Source organism: Halogeometricum borinquense DSM 11551 (genome assembly GCF_000172995.2).
Taxonomy (GTDB): Archaea; Halobacteriota; Halobacteria; order Halobacteriales; family Haloferacaceae; genus Halogeometricum; species Halogeometricum borinquense.
In genome coordinates this window covers 1,240,235-1,255,250 of record NC_014729.1, presented here as the reverse complement: position 1 = coordinate 1,255,250, position 15,016 = coordinate 1,240,235, and the positions used below count along the sequence as shown (strand labels likewise).

17 protein-coding genes are annotated in these 15,016 nt (G+C 59.2%); 5 read left to right on the top strand and 12 right to left on the bottom strand.

Features of this window, described 5'->3' with window-relative positions:
• Nucleotides 1–262 precede the first annotated feature (262 nt).
• The 4 genes from HBOR_RS06470 (at nt 263) to HBOR_RS06455 (ending at nt 3,032) form a co-directional block, all read left to right on the top strand.
• The gene (locus tag HBOR_RS06470) at nt 263–643 is read left to right on the top strand and encodes a hypothetical protein (RefSeq protein WP_006054151.1); all 381 of its coding nucleotides are present in this window, start codon (nt 263–265) and stop codon (nt 641–643) included.
• A gap of 77 nt (nt 644–720) precedes the next feature.
• Nucleotides 721–1,413 (top strand): nucleotidyltransferase domain-containing protein, encoded by a 693-nt coding sequence (locus tag HBOR_RS06465; protein WP_006054150.1) that lies wholly within the window; start codon nt 721–723, stop codon nt 1,411–1,413.
• Complete coding sequence (locus HBOR_RS06460; protein WP_006054149.1) at nt 1,406–1,921, top strand: hypothetical protein; 516 nt, start codon at nt 1,406–1,408, stop codon at nt 1,919–1,921. Before HBOR_RS06465 ends, HBOR_RS06460 begins: the two co-directional genes overlap by 8 nt.
• A 67-nt stretch (nt 1,922–1,988) precedes the next feature.
• Nucleotides 1,989–3,032 carry an HNH endonuclease gene (locus HBOR_RS06455; protein ID WP_006054148.1) on the top strand — a complete coding sequence of 348 codons (1,044 nt, stop codon included), beginning with the start codon at nt 1,989–1,991 and terminating at the stop codon, nt 3,030–3,032.
• Nucleotides 3,033–3,115: 83 nt separating this feature from the next.
• Here the strand turns inward: HBOR_RS06455 and HBOR_RS06450 are convergent, their stop codons facing one another.
• From HBOR_RS06450 to HBOR_RS06435, 4 genes are read right to left on the bottom strand one after another with little or no spacing between them, the layout of a single operon-like run.
• A complete protein-coding gene (locus HBOR_RS06450) occupies nt 3,116–4,837 on the bottom strand; it encodes an adaptin (RefSeq protein WP_006054147.1) in 1,722 nt (573 codons plus the stop codon).
• A complete protein-coding gene (locus tag HBOR_RS06445) occupies nt 4,837–5,745 on the bottom strand; it encodes an ADP-ribosylglycohydrolase family protein (protein WP_006054146.1) in 909 nt (302 codons plus the stop codon). Before HBOR_RS06445 ends, HBOR_RS06450 begins: the two co-directional genes overlap by 1 nt.
• A gap of 43 nt (nt 5,746–5,788) precedes the next feature.
• Complete coding sequence (locus tag HBOR_RS06440; protein ID WP_006054145.1) at nt 5,789–6,058, bottom strand: hypothetical protein; 270 nt, start codon at nt 6,056–6,058, stop codon at nt 5,789–5,791.
• A 54-nt stretch (nt 6,059–6,112) separates the two neighbouring features.
• Entirely contained in the window at nt 6,113–6,469 is a 357-nt protein-coding gene (locus tag HBOR_RS06435) for a hypothetical protein (protein WP_006054144.1), read from the bottom strand.
• Between the two features lie 111 nt (nt 6,470–6,580).
• Here HBOR_RS06435 and HBOR_RS06430 point away from each other — a divergent pair, with 111 nt between their 5' ends.
• Nucleotides 6,581–7,444 carry a CBS domain-containing protein gene (locus HBOR_RS06430; protein ID WP_006054143.1) on the top strand — a complete coding sequence of 288 codons (864 nt, stop codon included), beginning with the start codon at nt 6,581–6,583 and terminating at the stop codon, nt 7,442–7,444.
• Nucleotides 7,445–7,492: 48 nt separating this feature from the next.
• Here the strand turns inward: HBOR_RS06430 and HBOR_RS06425 are convergent, their stop codons facing one another.
• From HBOR_RS06425 to HBOR_RS20165, 8 genes are all read right to left on the bottom strand, one after another.
• Nucleotides 7,493–8,017 (bottom strand): hypothetical protein, encoded by a 525-nt coding sequence (locus tag HBOR_RS06425; RefSeq protein ID WP_006054142.1) that lies wholly within the window; start codon nt 8,015–8,017, stop codon nt 7,493–7,495.
• 53 nt (nt 8,018–8,070) lie between these two features.
• A complete protein-coding gene (locus HBOR_RS06420; protein WP_006054141.1) occupies nt 8,071–9,087 on the bottom strand; it encodes a hypothetical protein in 1,017 nt (338 codons plus the stop codon).
• 81 nt (nt 9,088–9,168) lie between these two features.
• Nucleotides 9,169–10,242, bottom strand: coding sequence for an HNH endonuclease (locus HBOR_RS06415; protein WP_006054140.1), 1,074 nt, complete (start codon nt 10,240–10,242; stop codon nt 9,169–9,171).
• A 162-nt stretch (nt 10,243–10,404) separates the two neighbouring features.
• Complete coding sequence (locus HBOR_RS06410; protein ID WP_006054139.1) at nt 10,405–11,070, bottom strand: 3'-5' exonuclease family protein; 666 nt, start codon at nt 11,068–11,070, stop codon at nt 10,405–10,407.
• Complete coding sequence (locus HBOR_RS06405) at nt 11,070–12,023, bottom strand: hypothetical protein (RefSeq protein ID WP_006054138.1); 954 nt, start codon at nt 12,021–12,023, stop codon at nt 11,070–11,072. The genes HBOR_RS06410 and HBOR_RS06405 overlap by 1 nt, the downstream gene beginning before the upstream one ends.
• On the bottom strand, nt 12,020–12,886 hold the full coding sequence (locus HBOR_RS06400; protein WP_013440547.1) for a hypothetical protein: 867 nt from the start codon (nt 12,884–12,886) through the stop codon (nt 12,020–12,022). The genes HBOR_RS06405 and HBOR_RS06400 overlap by 4 nt, the downstream gene beginning before the upstream one ends.
• 65 nt (nt 12,887–12,951) lie before the next feature.
• On the bottom strand, nt 12,952–13,920 hold the full coding sequence (locus HBOR_RS06395; RefSeq protein WP_006054136.1) for a hypothetical protein: 969 nt from the start codon (nt 13,918–13,920) through the stop codon (nt 12,952–12,954).
• On the bottom strand, nt 13,917–14,273 hold the full coding sequence (locus HBOR_RS20165) for a hypothetical protein (RefSeq protein ID WP_013440546.1): 357 nt from the start codon (nt 14,271–14,273) through the stop codon (nt 13,917–13,919). The genes HBOR_RS06395 and HBOR_RS20165 overlap by 4 nt, the downstream gene beginning before the upstream one ends.
• Between the last annotated feature and the right edge of the window lie 743 nt (nt 14,274–15,016).

The following is a 15,016-nucleotide window of genomic DNA, read 5'->3' as shown; positions in this document are numbered from 1 at the left end:
TCGGACTCGACCACAACACCCGCGAGCACTTCCACCCACCCCTAGATGCATCGATACCAGGCGAAGACAAGGACTACCCCAACGAATGGCGGGACATACTCGCCACCGTACTCACTCATCTCGACGACCGAATCGGAGCCTTCTGGAACAAGTAACGACCCAGCACAGCAAGGTGGTGTGCGGTTCTACGGAGCGCTGCCAGGCCGAATACGACTCGGCTCAGGGAAACTGATTACTGGTATCCTGATGTACCGCCGAATCGATGCCCCAGATATTCGAGTTCTACTGTACGAATCCGGACTGTGAGTTCGAGATGCCGTCCGGCTGGGGGTACTACATGTACGCGATTGCAGACGACGGCGAACGCATCCTCTGTCCACATCCCGGAGAGATGGGGCGAGCGCGAGAAGTGATCGGCGAGGACGCATCCCAAGAAGAGATTGACCGTCGAACCGGATTCAACACGTACTGCTTCTGTATCCACTGTGAAACGCAGGTAGACCTGGACTTTGATCGGGATGAGAAAGCGTGTCCAGAGTGCCGGTCAAACGCAGTCAAGACCATCGATGAACTCGTCGACGAACACTGCCCAGTCTGTGAAGAGGGAACGGTCGTCGCCGAAGACACCGGCGCGATTGCCTAGCCCTCAGCACCAGCCCTATAAGCAGAATACCAGTTTCAATATGAAGTTTAAGTACTTGGCCGTCCGAACAGTTTTGTATGGAAAGCAAGTCGAATACTTCCGGAGGGACCGGGGCGACGATATCGCTTGACATCCCTGCTCAGGACTCGGGTATATTCAAAAGTCAGGCCGTTCACGATATTCTATCCTTTTTAACTCGATATCATACCGACGAGTTCTCTATCACCGAACTGACTAACGCGGTAGACTACTCTCAGCCGACCATCACCAAGGCCGTCGATATCTTAGCCGCCAACGACCTCGTTACCGACCGGCGCGACGGGAACACGCGGTTGGTACAAATCAATCCCGAGCGGTTATCTCGCCCTGACGATCCGTTCCTGCGCATTCCACAGGCCGAATTCCACAGGCCAGTCCGCAAAGCCGTCGACGAGCTAGTTGAACGACTCGACACCGTCATCGGGATCGTCCTGTACGGGAGTGTCGCGCGCGGCGACGCTGACCGCCGGAGTGACATCGACCTGTGGGTCCTCGTCGAAGACGACCGGATGGCGAATCAGCGAACCGCGAACCGCGTTCGACAAGACCTCGAAGATCAGGAATTCGACACCGGTCGATACGCATACGAGATCGACATCGAATCACTGCCAGCTGTCCCGAACTATACCGACGAGCTCCAAGACGTACTCAGCGATGGTCTCGTTGTCTACGACTCAGAGAAATTCGAGACGGTTCGGAAGATGGTGTTCCACGGTGATCTCGATGAGTAGGGAATCCGACCCGCAAGCCATCGTGGACGCACTCGCCGCAGCCATCGACGCATTCAACGAAGAAGGATATGGCGTTCCGATACGCGAAGAAGTAATCAATTCCGACGCCGACTGGAAAACCCAGCTGACGAAAGCATGCCGACTGCTGGCGGCGGTCAATACCCTTTCCGACCAGGGCTTCTACACCGCGACAATCGAATTATGCTTCGGCGCGACCGAACGCTCAGTCGAAGCCTACGCCTTAGCCGAAGGCGGCGACAATCTCAACGACTTCCACGACCATACCACCTGTTACGACCGCGCAACCGCCCTCGGCCTCCTCTCAGATACGACGACACGTGAACTCCGGGACCTGTACGACACCAACCGCACAGACAGTTACTACGGTGGCCGGCGACCCACAGAACGACAAGCGGAAACGATGCAGCAACTCGCTCGCAGCGTCCACGAGTACGTTACTGACCAGATCAGAGAAGGCGGCGTGTGCGTCTGCAACTCTCCGAACTGACGAGCGTCCGCCAACTACGAGTTGCACGCAGGCATTTATTGACTGACAGACGTTATGCCGTGGTATCATGCAACACGCGTTTCGGGTCGGGCAGCAATACCGTGACACCGGGAGTTACCGTAACTCGGACGACCAGTTCCTGCGGTGGATCCGTGGCCCGCTCGACAGCGGCATCAAGAATACCGGCGGCATCCGTGATCTCGGCGCGGACCGGTCCGAGACGCCCGCGGCGCTCGTGCTGGTCTCGAACGATAGCGGCATCTCCCAGCACGATGACCCGTGGGAGGACACGCTCGCGGTCAACGCCGGGTACATCAGCTACTGGGGCGACGCCAAGGCCTCGAACCCCTACGACGAGTCCACCCAGAACCAGAAAATCAAGGCCGCCTTCGACAACGCTGCGGCCGGGCGGCGCGAGAATGTCCCGCCCGTCCTCGTGTTCCGCAAACCCGAATCAGGTGTCGTCGATTTCTGCGGGCTCTGCGTTCCCGACCACTTCGAAGTTCACGCGTACCAAGCCGATGACGGCACGCAAGTACCGAACTATCAGTTCCACTTCTCGATCCTCAACACCAACGCTGTCCCAGTCACGTGGCTGCACGACCGTGCCCGGCAGAACGACGACAGCGAGGCACCGGACGTCTGGCAGCATTGGGTCCAGACCGGAGAGATCGCCCAGTGGCCGACTGGAGAATCCCTCGATTCCAGTGGCCGGATTCGACGCTATGAAACGTCCGAAATCACTGTGAGTGACGCCTTCCGGGCAGACATACTCGACCGGTATGACCACGTCTGTACCCTGACCGGTATTCGAGAAGATGAGCTGCTCGATCTCGCACACATCCTCCCACGAAGTCAACGCCCCGAACTCGCCGAACATCCGGAGAACGTTCTCGTATTGAACTCGCTGCACCACCGCGCATTCGACGCCGCGCTGTTCACCATCGACAGCGACTACCGGATCCAAGCAAGCCCCGCATTCGACCCAGCCCATCCATTCCTCCGCGAAACAATCCTTGACCGAGAAGGCGAACAACTCTCGTTCCCACCCACGGTTCAGATCCGGCCATCTTTCCTCGCAGAACTCAACACTGGCCTCTCGTGGCTATAGTTCACCCTGGCAATATGAGACGACTGGACTCGGTGTTATTTGGAGTCTCGACTCGTCGCCGATGCTGACTCGCCCTACACGTCTCAGTCGAGACGTGAAATCGCCCATTCCGCTCGCTCGCGCACTGTCTCGTCCAGATCGTTCTCTTTCACTTCTTCAAGCATATCGATAGGCACGCTCACGTACGCATTCCCGATCAAGGAGCACACGTTCGCCCGGACTTCCGGACTCGAATCCTCCAACGCAGACTCTAACCGATCCTGTTGTGCTCGAATCGCAGCAGGAGATGCCTCACCTGCTCGGTGGAGCGCTATCGACGCGTTCACACGCGCCTGAATATTGTTATCCTCCAGCCGCGCTGCGATCTGATCAGCGTACTCGATCACGACCGCCGGGTGTTCCTGCGCGAGGTCACCGAGCAGCCCGACCGCATTATTCCGAACGCGTTTCGCGTCGGCGTCCAGTACCGTCACTAGCTCGTCCACGGGGGGTTCAGCGCCGTCCGGGTAGTTCGACGCGATCTTCCCGAGCGCCGCTAACGCATTCGTCTGCACCGTCTCATCCTCACTCTGCATCGCCTCGATCAAGGCATCAATCGCGGGGGATACTTCTTCAGGATACGCTTCCGCAACGCAGGAGAGTGCGTACACCGCGTAGCTCTGTGTTGCCTCCGTCTCTGCCGTCGCAGCCGCTTCCAAGGCAGGGACGGCGTCGAGAACACTCGCCGGGTCAGCTTCCGCGAGCTCCATCAAGCAGCGCGTCGCAGCTGCCTGGTACATCGAGTCCTGACTCGCGTACGCTGCTAACTCTGCCACGTGCTCTTTCAGCACCGTTGGGTCGTCCGCCGCGGTTTCGTGTAGTGCTTGGAGCGCCGCTCGGTCAAGTGCGGACGGCTCGTCGCCCAGTAACGCGAACGTCGCATTGACAGCGACCTCGCGGGCGTCCGCCCGGTGTTTCACTGCGCCCATCGCCAGGCGGAGCGCTTCACGGCGGTCCACATTCGCCACGTCCGCTGGCGCATCAGACAGCATCGTTTGGAGCGTATCTTCGTCCACCGACGCAGGATCCTCTTCGACCTGTTTTCGAACCGCCGCGAACGCAGCTCCCGCCAACGGATCCGCGAGGCGCTCGTACGAGACAGAATGTAACGCCGAAATCTCGGGGATCCGAACGGAAAACTTCTCGTCACCGCCCACGGTTTCGAACCAGAACGCTGGCGGCCCCTTCAACGGGGTCATCGATGGGCGATCCGGCTCAAAATGCGTGACCAGATGCGTTTTCTGTTCACCGTCCGTCTGGTGGGTGAGCTCGAACACGTATCCCTCTTCAAGGACGTCTCGAACTGCGTCACCGGATTCAAACCCGCCATCCGGAGCCAGGTCCGTCGAGGGCGGTGCTGACAGCCCGAGCTCTCCTTGCCGGACGTGTTCGACGAAGTCCCACGCGTGGTAGTGCTCCCAGCCATCGACGTGCCCCAAATCGAGATCGTCGACGGCGATGTATCCCTCGGCGTCCGGGAACAACTCTGCGAGGATGTGGAGGCGTTCTTCACGTTCAGGCCACCACTCGTAGTACCCGTACTCGTCTTGTTCGCCGAGCGCATCGACGTGTCCGTCACGCTGCCGAATCGACTCTACTGTGCCAGGGATGTCTGCTTCCTCTACGAGGTCCTGATTCCCGATAGCCCAGACTTCATGCCCGGCCTCGTGTGCCCAGTACTGCACCCACTCCAATGGCACCGCTTCTCGCTGAGGATGCGGATTCACGTCCACGGTCCAGTCCCGATCGAACGCCAGGACGTACATCACGGCACCTCCACGAGCCGCTCAGCCAACGTTTCGAGTTCGTCGGCTTCGTCGATAGCACCCAGCCATCGATCCGGGAGCTGTGACGCACCGAACCGCGCCCCAGCGACCGCACCCGCAATCGCGCCAATCGTGTCCGTATCACCGCCACGGTTTACCGCTGTCACAATCGCGTCCTCGGCACTGTCCGCGACGAGGCCATCGTGGAGTGCCGTCTGCAGCGAATGCACAACGTACCCCGACGTTTCCAGCGTGTCCGGCGACTCGCCACGAGCGAGCGGACGGAATGCCGTCAGGAGCTCATCAGGCACGTCCGTACTGACATAGTCGAGGGCATCCTCTAGCGGCGTTTCCGCATCGGCAAGGAGGCCAGCCACTGTGAGGTTCAGAATCGCGCAGCCCGCCGTACAGCGTGGGTCAGCGTGCGTGATCTGTGAGGACTGCCGACTCACCTCTGCGAGTCGGTCCCAGTCTGTCGCGTAGGGGATGGCGAGCGGTGGACACCGCATCACGCTCCCGTTCCCCGCGTTCTGCCCTTCTCGGCTCTGTTCCCAGACGTGCTGGCCTGCTTCGTCCCATTCGTCGCCGTGTTTGAGGCGGCTGAGCGACCGCATCGTCATCCGCCCGATATCGAACGGCCCGCTGTCGTACCACGCGACAAACCGCTCAGAGATATCTGCCGGATCGAACGCTTGGTGTTCGACCAGACTTCGAGCGATACACAGCGCTTGTTCGGTGTCGTCTGTGATCGTCCCGGCTGGCTGGTTCCACGTGCCGTGCCCGACCATCTCGTCGAGCCGTCCGTGCTCAGTCTCGATTTCTGAGGCGGACGTAAACTCGACTGGTCGTCCGAGCGCGTCTCCGTATGCTAACCCAAGTAGAATTCCACGCGCTCGATCTGAATCCATACGTCACTCAAGAACTACCGTCGAGAAAAATGTAGGGTGGTCGTCACTCGCCAAGTTTCGTTCCGGTACGGAGGTTTTCCCGATACTCGGCCCACGCCTGATACATTTCGACCCGCTCGCCTTCCGTCATCGTGTCGTGCTCGTCCGCGTCGTAGAACGGGAGTTCGTCCTTCTCGGGCATCGCCATCACGCGTCCGAGCAGGTACAGTTGCTGGTAGTAATTCTTCAACACCCAGTCTTCACCGTGTTCGTCGACGGCTTGCTGGATGTACGGGGCGGCTTCGGGATACTCGTCGGCGAGTGTCTCAGTCATTGGGAGTCGTGTACTGCTGGCGTTGTTTGCTTCAGTACATCCAAGCGTTGGGGGTCAGGCGTCGGTGAACTCGGCGAGTGAGTGATTTGCGCTGGTACTGTTCCACTTGCCGATCTGGATGAGCTCGAACGTGTCTATGGGGTCGTCAAGCTCGGTGGCGAGCCGGGTCTGAACTGCAGTGGAGAGACTGTCGACGGGGATTACGGTCAGCGCGTGCTGGGTGAGGAAGTAACTGGTTGCAAGACTCGTTGGGGCAACGACGATGACGTCTGAGCCATCGACGTCGTCGAGCGCGAGTTGGGCATCTCGGTACTGGTGCACCGTCGCATCCAGGTCGTCGACGGGGAAGAGGCAGCCCGCAGCACCGTACTCGATACTCGCCCCCGCCGACTCAAAATGCCCTTTGAGCATAATCAAATAGAAATATATGTCTTACAGGTATTAACTTTGTGGTGGGTTGGTACTTCGCCCGTTCTCTACCGCACCCTCATTTTGACTACCCTCGGCGTCCCACCGGGCAATATGCCCCGCGACCTCTACGACTGCACCGCAGCCGAACTCGCCACCCACTCCGTCGAACACCTCCAACACGACACACCACCAGGCACCGCTGCCGAGTGGCTCGCCGAGAACGGCTACGACGCCGCCCCGGTCTACGCGAACGACGACCCAATTGGATTCATCCACAAAGACGACGTCACAACCGACGACGACGGCAACACCCTTGAGGACCACCTCACCCCGCTGACCATCGGCCACATAATCAGCGGCGACACCTCGTTCACCGATGTCCTGTCCGCCCTCATCGAGAACCCCGTCTACTTTCTCGGCGGCCACAACCACGTTACCGGTATCCTCACCCGCGCCGATCTCAACACCGCCCCCGCCCGAATCTACCTCTTCGACCGCATCACCTATCTCGAAGAACACCTCCGCGAACTCATCCTCGACACGAAACCAGACTGGAAAACCACGCCCGTCACCGCAGACGAACTCGACGACATCGAAGACCGGTACGAAGACGCCCAAGCCGCCAACGTCGCCTTAGAGGAGATCCATTATGCACAGTTCTCCACGCTCGAAACCATCGTCACAAGCGTCGAAGCCTGCTGGCAAACCTGCGGGTTCTCCACGAAAGGCGGCGCAGACTCCCGACTCCACGAAGTCACTGACCTCCGAAACGACGTCGCCCACGCCAACCTCCTCGTCGAAAACACAGATAGTAACGAGTTCCTCAGCAACGGCCGCACCACAGAAAACCTGTACAACACCCTCGAAACCATCAACGACGTCCTCTCGAACCTCCAAGACGCAGGGTACGATCCAGGAGCAACGAACGCACGAGACTCAGTCACTCTTGCAGACCCGGGGTCATCTCTTGAGTAACTACAGATCACGCAACAATCTGTACACTCGCACTCCTCAACCGTTGGCCTACGTGATACCGTTCTCTTCTCGATACCGCTGATAGTACGCCTTCTCCACCGTTCGAAGATCGAACCCTCCCGGATTCCGATCACGCAACTCCGAGAGCAGCTTTGGATAATCTGTCACCCGCATCTGGCGATCTTCGCCGAAGAACAAATCCACCATGTACCGATCTCCCACAGCGTACCGCTCCGGATCATAGAACGTGAGCACGACTGTCGCTGTCGCAGACCCAATTCCAGGAATCGAGGACAGCGTCTTGAGTTGTACCTCGGGATCATCAACCAACAAGGCAGCCTCGCTTACCCGCCGCACAAACGCATCGGGAACCCGATTCACTCGTTCAATATTCCCGCTTCGACGCCCCGCTTGATTATCCAATTTCCACGTGATCACATCACGAAGCTGCGATTGCGTAATGTACCTCTGCTCTTGAAGCGTTTCGTGAAGCGTCTGTTCGATCTCGTGGAGTTCCTCATCGTAACTTTCGTCGTATGCCTCCGCCCAGTTGCTAATGTCACCCCTGTCCATAGAGAATCACCCACGAGATCACGATTCAAAATTCGGTTGAGAGACAATAATCTCTACGAGGAAAATGAGAGTCGAAGTAAGGTCGGGGTTGGGAGCCACCGCGCATTTTCCCGAAGATGGTCTGCCAATTTCTCAGGGTTGATCACAGTGAGCCCCTCTTGATCCACGCTCAATTGCTGTCCACCATCGTCACTCGGGCTGCTGAAAAGGAATACGCGCCCCTCATCAGTCAAATCAGAGTACTCCGCCGGAGTTAGCGACGCATCACCAGATTTCACCTGGACGAATCCAGCTTCCCGACCACCGTTCGTTACGCGTCGAAGTTCACACTCGTATTTCGCTTGGGAGTCTCCTGTGGAGTATTTTGTAATTCGCCACCCGTTTGATTGCAGGTAGTCTAAGACCACTTCCTCGGTATCATCTGCATCGAGAATACTGAACAGCTTTCCAGACCCCATCGACTCCAGTTTCGTCTCAAGGCGCTCGAAATCCAGTGTTCGCTCACCATCGAAGTCGTCAACAGAGTGTAATTCCTGAATGACTCGTCTTGCGTCGTCATCGACGCCTTTCTTCATCCGGTTTAGTGTACCGAATCGACCGGTGAACTTGCGCTTGACATATCCGGGTACAAATTCTACTGGAATATCTGTCCAGTCCACGTGCCGGATATTATGAATCTGGGTTCCGTTCTCGTTAGTCAATTCTTCCCGAAGAGGTTCGGAAACATCGTGACTAGTCGTACACTCTGAGGTCACTTTGCAAAGTGCGAACTCGCTACCCTCGTTGACCCAGACATAGTCATGCGGTGCGTCACCTGAACCATCACTCATCTCTTTCACAATGTACCGGAGCTCATGACGCAGAGCGCCACTGTTGATCGTCCGGTTATGATCCGGGTCCTTCCCGACCTGTTTATGCGCCTGTTCTATCTCTCCTGGAGAGGCACACGAACGCTGTGGATCCCATCCCGTCCCAATAACCTCCGCATCACGACAGCCCTCAAAGAAGCCAGTTTCACCCGCAGGCTGGAGCTTGATAGCATAAACCGTGAAATCAAGATCTGATGACACAGCACAACCAACAGATAACCGAGAGATAAGCCTTTTCCAGCCAGTGCAGCGATTTCTTCTACCGGTGAGATGGATACTCCCCTACCCGCTCAACGTTTTATCCACCTCCTGTAACGCGCTGATTGCGTGCTGCAAATGCGCGCGCAGTTCTTCGTCAGCATCGCTCTCATTCACCGTCTGACCTGCACCTTCCACGCTTTCATCCGAGGACCCAGTTTCGAGGTCTGGCTCAGGCGTCCCCCACGTTTCGGTGCGGCCCAGCGAGTCAGGGTCTTGTTCGGCCACCGCATCGAGACGCTGCTGTTCGTCGCTCGCTCCTGCTGTTGTGTCGGTCACAGTGGTGCTGCGTTCCGACCGCTCGCTGTCGGTCGGCCGTCCACCGCGGTTGAACGCGGACAACGGGAATGCGTACGCACAGGCGCGCTTTTTCTTGTTGAACGTGGTGCGCCGTGAGATGCCGAGCACGTCGATGATGTCGCTGCGATCACACCCGCGGTCGAGCGCCTGCCTGACCTGCTCGTCCTCCATCCGCTGGAGCAACAGTTGTGGATCATCTGGAATGTGGCCACGAGCCGAGTTCTCCACTTGCTCAGTGAGGCCCCATTCGCCGGTTTCGACGTCTTTGTCTACGATCTGCCGCTCGCGGGTTTCGACGAGGTTGTCGAGGCCCATGAGCACCCACAACCGCTCACGAACCGCGGACACGGAGTGATCGCTCGGCAACCCGGACGCGATGTCTCCCGTTCGAGCTGGACCATTCTCCGCTAAGTACCGCAGGATCTCGATGTCCTGAGGAAGCAGCACGCTCTGATCTTCCTCAGTGATCTCGACAGGCGAATCCTCCGGTGTGGACTGTTGGTGGAACCAGCTGTGGCACGACCGGCACAGCAACGTCAAGTTCTCCAGGTCGTGCTCGCCCATCCCGTCCGGGTCGCGCTCGATGTGGTGGACATGCAGTGTCGCCAAGCCACCCTTCCCCGGGCCGCGCCGCCCGCACGCCTGACAGCGGTGCTTGTACTTTTCCAGCACGTCGTCTCGCGTGTCTGGATCCACTGTTTCGTGACACTCACGGGGACTGGTCACCCCGGTCTCGTCGGTATCTGTGTTTGCGCCGCTCGATTCATCCGCACTAGGTCGTGATTCAGCGTCTGCCATGTCGTATCTCAATTCGGGCTTCGTTCATCGATTGGTACAGCGCCGCTCTACCGCAACCTGCTGGGTTATCACTTCAATCCGCACCAGCGGCACTACCAACTCTGTCTGTCTCCGGCGCGAGCGAGCGCCCGTACCGTCACCGTCCGGCGAATCGCATGTTGATCAATCATGACGTGTCGGAGTCAGTGATTTCAGTTTGAAATCGGATTTCGAGCAGTACCGTTCCGCGAGTGTCCCTAGTTCCCGCGTCCGCAGGACGTCAGCGACATTGTGCACCACGAGATCAGTGAACCGCCCCTCCTCGTACGCCGTCACGGCTTCCCCGCTGTCCGCGAACGGATCGAGATTACCGTACTGCCCCTCACACAACGTTTCGTACACGCCGGCTAGATCCGACCGCGACTCGCCATCCTCGCCAACGGTGTTGAACCGGTTCGTCACAACCGGTAACAGGTCAGCATACGGCATCTCCCGGAACGGCCACTCCACATCACGCCGCGAAAGCCGCGTCCGCAAGAACGGTAAGTCGAACCCAGACCGCCACAACTCACCGTTGAACGCAACCAACAGGACATCGCTCTCGATCAGTCGCTCTGCGGCGAATGTCTCGACCGCCTCCAACAACACGCGTTCCGACTCGTGTGTCGACACCTGGACGTGCGACTCGACGCGGTCACGAACCGCGGCCTCCACGTCACGCGCGGCTCGGCCACCAGTCTGTACGAACACGCGAACGCCCATCGGCACAGCAAACCCGGCGACCGTCACCTCGTCACGCACCTCGAACCCCGTCGTCTCGATGTCGAACGCCACCAACTCCAGCGCCATCACTCCCCACCTCCCGCAGACTCACGGGCGGCCGCGATGCTCGCACGCTCCGGAACGCGGTCCTCATTGACCGGCCGCAGCCGGAACTCACCGAACCCGAATCGAGAGTGCGTCCCGACCCGCAACACACCACTCTTCGCCGTCTCGACTGGATTCGGCCCACCGTACCCGACGACCTGCCCGTGGTCAATCGTCTCCAACTCGTAGACGTCACTGTCCTCGATGAGTCGTTCCTCGCGTCGACGCAGTCCGCCCGGACGCGGCGTCCACCACCACGGCACCGACTGTTCATCTGCACCTGGATACTCACTCCCCGTCACGTACGGCGACACCAACTCCAACTCGAACGACCCCTCAGTGTCCTCCAACGTGGCATAATCGAGCGCGTCGAGATCGACGGTCTGCGTGTCTTTCAGACTCGTCTCCCCGAGCCCGTAATTCCGTGCACCCCCGAGCCGCAGTCCGTCCAGTACGTCATCGTCGAGCGGGATGACGTCGCTACTACCGGTGCCGTCGTGCACGTAGCAGTGCACGTACCACGTCATCGTCCGTTTGGAGTTTCGGGACTCGCGCGGCAGCCCGAACCGGACGGTCGGCGAGAACGCCACGCGCCCACCATGCACGTGAAGATGGTGCGTGTTGTGCGCGTCTCGCGGCCGCGACGCCGACAGCCACCGCTGTGCCGCGTCCCGGAACAAGAACAAGTCCTCGTAAGACTCGACCGGCCGTAACCCAGTCCCGAAGTACGGTGCACCACCAGACTGGGAGTGCTCAGCCGGGTACCCGCCGTGCTCACCGGGGACGAACACACCGTGACTCACCACCAACGACCGCCGCGTCGCAGCGTCCACACGCCGGGCAATCGCCCGGTACAGCGCGTTCCCCGATATGTGGTACGGCCGCCCGTAGTAATCCGACTCCAGTTCCAACAGTACCTGCTGAATCACCGTCACTGCTCACCACCTCCGATTCGGGAGCGGCGCTGCATCGTTCGCCACCATGCGTAACTCTCCTCGATGAACTGCAACGCCGTCGACCACGACCGGATCCGCCGCAACTGTGCATCTACCACGCGCCACATCCGGTCGTCATCAACATCGAACGGATGCTCCGGCAGCCGGGTCCACACGTCAGCCCAGGACTGCGCCGGCGCTGCACCGAGCCTTGCCGCTGGCTGCTTACCTGGCTCACCAGTGACCCGCAATCCGAACGACGGCATCAGCAACACCGTTCGGTGCGGCACGGCACGGGGATCGGTTTGTTCATCCCCGGCCTGATCCACCACGAGGTACAACTCGTCGAACCCGTATCCCTCTCGGTAGTTATCCACCAGGGCGGCCGTCAGCAGCGTGTGGAACTTCAGCGACGTGTACGGGTAGTACACTGATTCGTTGAAGATCGACGCTACCGACGACTCCAACCACGCCGCGTGCATCTCGACCGGATCCTCGATTTGCACCAGCTCCGCCAACGCGTTCCGAATCCCGCCTTCAACCCGACCCACCGACGTCGCCGTTTCACCCGTCACGAGCGACAACCGGAACGGTGAGATGTGATTCTTCACGGACTGCGCCGGTTCACCACGCGGCCGACTCAGCAACGCCGCATCACCGTCAGCACCCAGTGGCACTGGCTCGTTCACTGGTACGCCAGCGAACTCCGCCGCCGCATCCGCATGCGACCGGCCACGCGACTTGTGCACATCGTGCCGATACACCGACAGCATCGACACACCCACATCAGTCTTCATCGACGCTGACCCATCAACCGCGGTTGGCGATGTGGCCTCACCAGCGTCGGCCTCCTGCTCCGTCACTGGGCGAATCTCCGTTGACGGCGGCTGACACTCATCCAACCCGTCGCCACGATCACTACCGCCCGTCACGCAGACTCACCTCCCTCATTGCTGCTAGGCATCGGCAAGTTACCATCACGCGCCGCCGTCCGCGCCTGCAGCGCCCGAACGAATTCCGGCCGGCACTCTGACCGCCACACCTCATCCTTCTCCGCCATCGCAGCGGTCGAGTCCTGCGCTCGATTGAACACGCGCCGCACCTCCCGCTCACTGTACAGCGGGTTGATCACCCACACGTCGGCAATCCCAGCGCCGAAATTCCGTGCACCGCCGACTTGGAACGCGAACTCATCCGCGTGCGCATCCAGGAACGACACAGCTTCCAACAGTAGCCCGACGAATTCCGGCTTCAGCTCGCGGAGTGTGAGCTTCCACGTCCCTTCGACGTTGCCGAGGACGTCCCGATCTGCTTGCCGGAGCGGCTGCCCACCGTCTTCCTCGTTCCGCGACCGGACCTGATTCGAGATTTGCCGGAAGTGCGCTTCCGCCTCTCCGTCCAGGACATCCACCTGTCGGCGGATCGGCGAAAACGACACCGGGCGACGCAACAGCTTGCCCGGTTGCGATCCGAATCCGCCGAACAGGTCGTAGACGACACATCCATCGTCGTGTTCGTCGAGACACTCACCTTTCTCGTGGTACCCCGATTCGAGGTCGCGCTCGTACACGTTCGCGCGCATGTAATCCGCGTTCGGCTCTCCAGGATGGCATGCAGTCGCCCCAGCAATCTGGACGACCCGCTCGCAGCCATGCCGCAGCCACCCGCTCAGGGTGAACGGCGATATCTGCCCCTCGATCTGATTCATCGGGTCGTCCGCCTCATATCTATCAGCGGACGCATGATGCCGATCCGTAACGATGCCGTCCCCCGGGGACAGCAGGTCAATCTCCAAGCCGACGTACACGTGTGGTAGTAGCATCTCCTCCACCGACCGCGGCAGATCCACTTCGACATCGAGATTCGAATCCACGAATTCCAACTCACCCGACGTCATCGCTGCACATCACCCCAGAACAACCCGCTAACTGCGCCGTCTTGACGACCCGCACGACGCCGTACTTCGCCCAGAGACACCTTCACCCGCGTCTCGGGCGTTTCCGGTACCTCGACATCAGACGCACCGTTCACAGGCGACCCATCATCTGCGATCTTCCGCACCGACTTCGTCGCCGCCGCACTCACCGCCACCACCTCAGGATCCAACAGGACCGGCCACGACGACTGCGTCGCACCATCGGAACACCACCCAACACGACCCTCGACCACCAACTCACGCACACCAAACGTGTACTCCTCCGGCAGTGCATGATCTTCATCACCGCACACAACGTGTCCGACCTGAAACATCACCTCACCAGCTGGCCGAAACACGTACACAACGACCGCATTACCCTCGTGAAGAGGAGAGCCGCACACTTGACACGTCGCGGCCCCTTCCCCGAGCGAAATTTGTTCTAATTTTGATATTTCTTCAATTAGCTCGTCACCGACAACCTCTTGATTCGACGGATTTGATTTTTCCATGGGTTATCACGTGCAGTGTGAAACCCAGTCCGAGTGTCCCTAGCACTCGGGCGTTTTCGATGGATCCACGCCCCGTGGGACTGGGCTTTCACACCATCTCCTATATTGTGTAATGGTATAAGTGTTGTCCATCTCCGTATGAGGAGATGGTGGGTAACCCATCACCTACATAGGTGACGTCCTCGAATCGAATCATGTGCCGGGGAAAGATCGAGAGGAAGAATCTGGGAGATATACGACGAGCTACCCAGATTCGGATTTCATCGATGCCATCCAGACACTTGATGGGATGGCAGGAACCTCAGAGATAGCGGAAACTGTCGGCTGTACCCGGCGAACCGCATATACGCGCCTCCAGTCACTCGAATCCGAAGGTCAAGTCACCAGTAGAAAAGTCGGGAACTCTCTACTCTGGAGCGTCTCCGACTAATTCCACTCTTTCCTTTCAGGGACAACCTGTCCAATTCTCACACTCGTTCCGAGCCCTATGAGATGTAAGTCCCAAATCAACTTTTAAGATAGGTGACCGAGCATAGTGCTGTATGCTCATTTCCCTCGAAGAAAGC

Excerpts from the sequence above, each read along its gene's own strand:
- HBOR_RS06470 (WP_006054151.1), top strand. The coding sequence starts at position 263 with ATGCCCCAGATATTCGAGTTCTACTGTACGAATCCGGACTGTGAGTTC.
- HBOR_RS06465 (WP_006054150.1), top strand. The coding sequence starts at position 721 with ATGGAAAGCAAGTCGAATACTTCCGGAGGGACCGGGGCGACGATATCG.
- HBOR_RS06460 (WP_006054149.1), top strand. The coding sequence starts at position 1,406 with ATGAGTAGGGAATCCGACCCGCAAGCCATCGTGGACGCACTCGCCGCA.
- HBOR_RS06455 (WP_006054148.1), top strand. The coding sequence starts at position 1,989 with ATGCAACACGCGTTTCGGGTCGGGCAGCAATACCGTGACACCGGGAGT.
- HBOR_RS06450 (WP_006054147.1), bottom strand. The coding sequence starts at position 4,837 with ATGTACGTCCTGGCGTTCGATCGGGACTGGACCGTGGACGTGAATCCG.
- HBOR_RS06445 (WP_006054146.1), bottom strand. The coding sequence starts at position 5,745 with ATGGATTCAGATCGAGCGCGTGGAATTCTACTTGGGTTAGCATACGGA.
- HBOR_RS06440 (WP_006054145.1), bottom strand. The coding sequence starts at position 6,058 with ATGACTGAGACACTCGCCGACGAGTATCCCGAAGCCGCCCCGTACATC.
- HBOR_RS06435 (WP_006054144.1), bottom strand. The coding sequence starts at position 6,469 with ATGCTCAAAGGGCATTTTGAGTCGGCGGGGGCGAGTATCGAGTACGGT.
- HBOR_RS06430 (WP_006054143.1), top strand. The coding sequence starts at position 6,581 with ATGCCCCGCGACCTCTACGACTGCACCGCAGCCGAACTCGCCACCCAC.
- HBOR_RS06425 (WP_006054142.1), bottom strand. The coding sequence starts at position 8,017 with ATGGACAGGGGTGACATTAGCAACTGGGCGGAGGCATACGACGAAAGT.
- HBOR_RS06415 (WP_006054140.1), bottom strand. The coding sequence starts at position 10,242 with ATGGCAGACGCTGAATCACGACCTAGTGCGGATGAATCGAGCGGCGCA.
- HBOR_RS06410 (WP_006054139.1), bottom strand. The coding sequence starts at position 11,070 with ATGGCGCTGGAGTTGGTGGCGTTCGACATCGAGACGACGGGGTTCGAG.
- HBOR_RS06395 (WP_006054136.1), bottom strand. The coding sequence starts at position 13,920 with ATGACGTCGGGTGAGTTGGAATTCGTGGATTCGAATCTCGATGTCGAA.
- HBOR_RS20165 (WP_013440546.1), bottom strand. The coding sequence starts at position 14,273 with ATGTTTCAGGTCGGACACGTTGTGTGCGGTGATGAAGATCATGCACTG.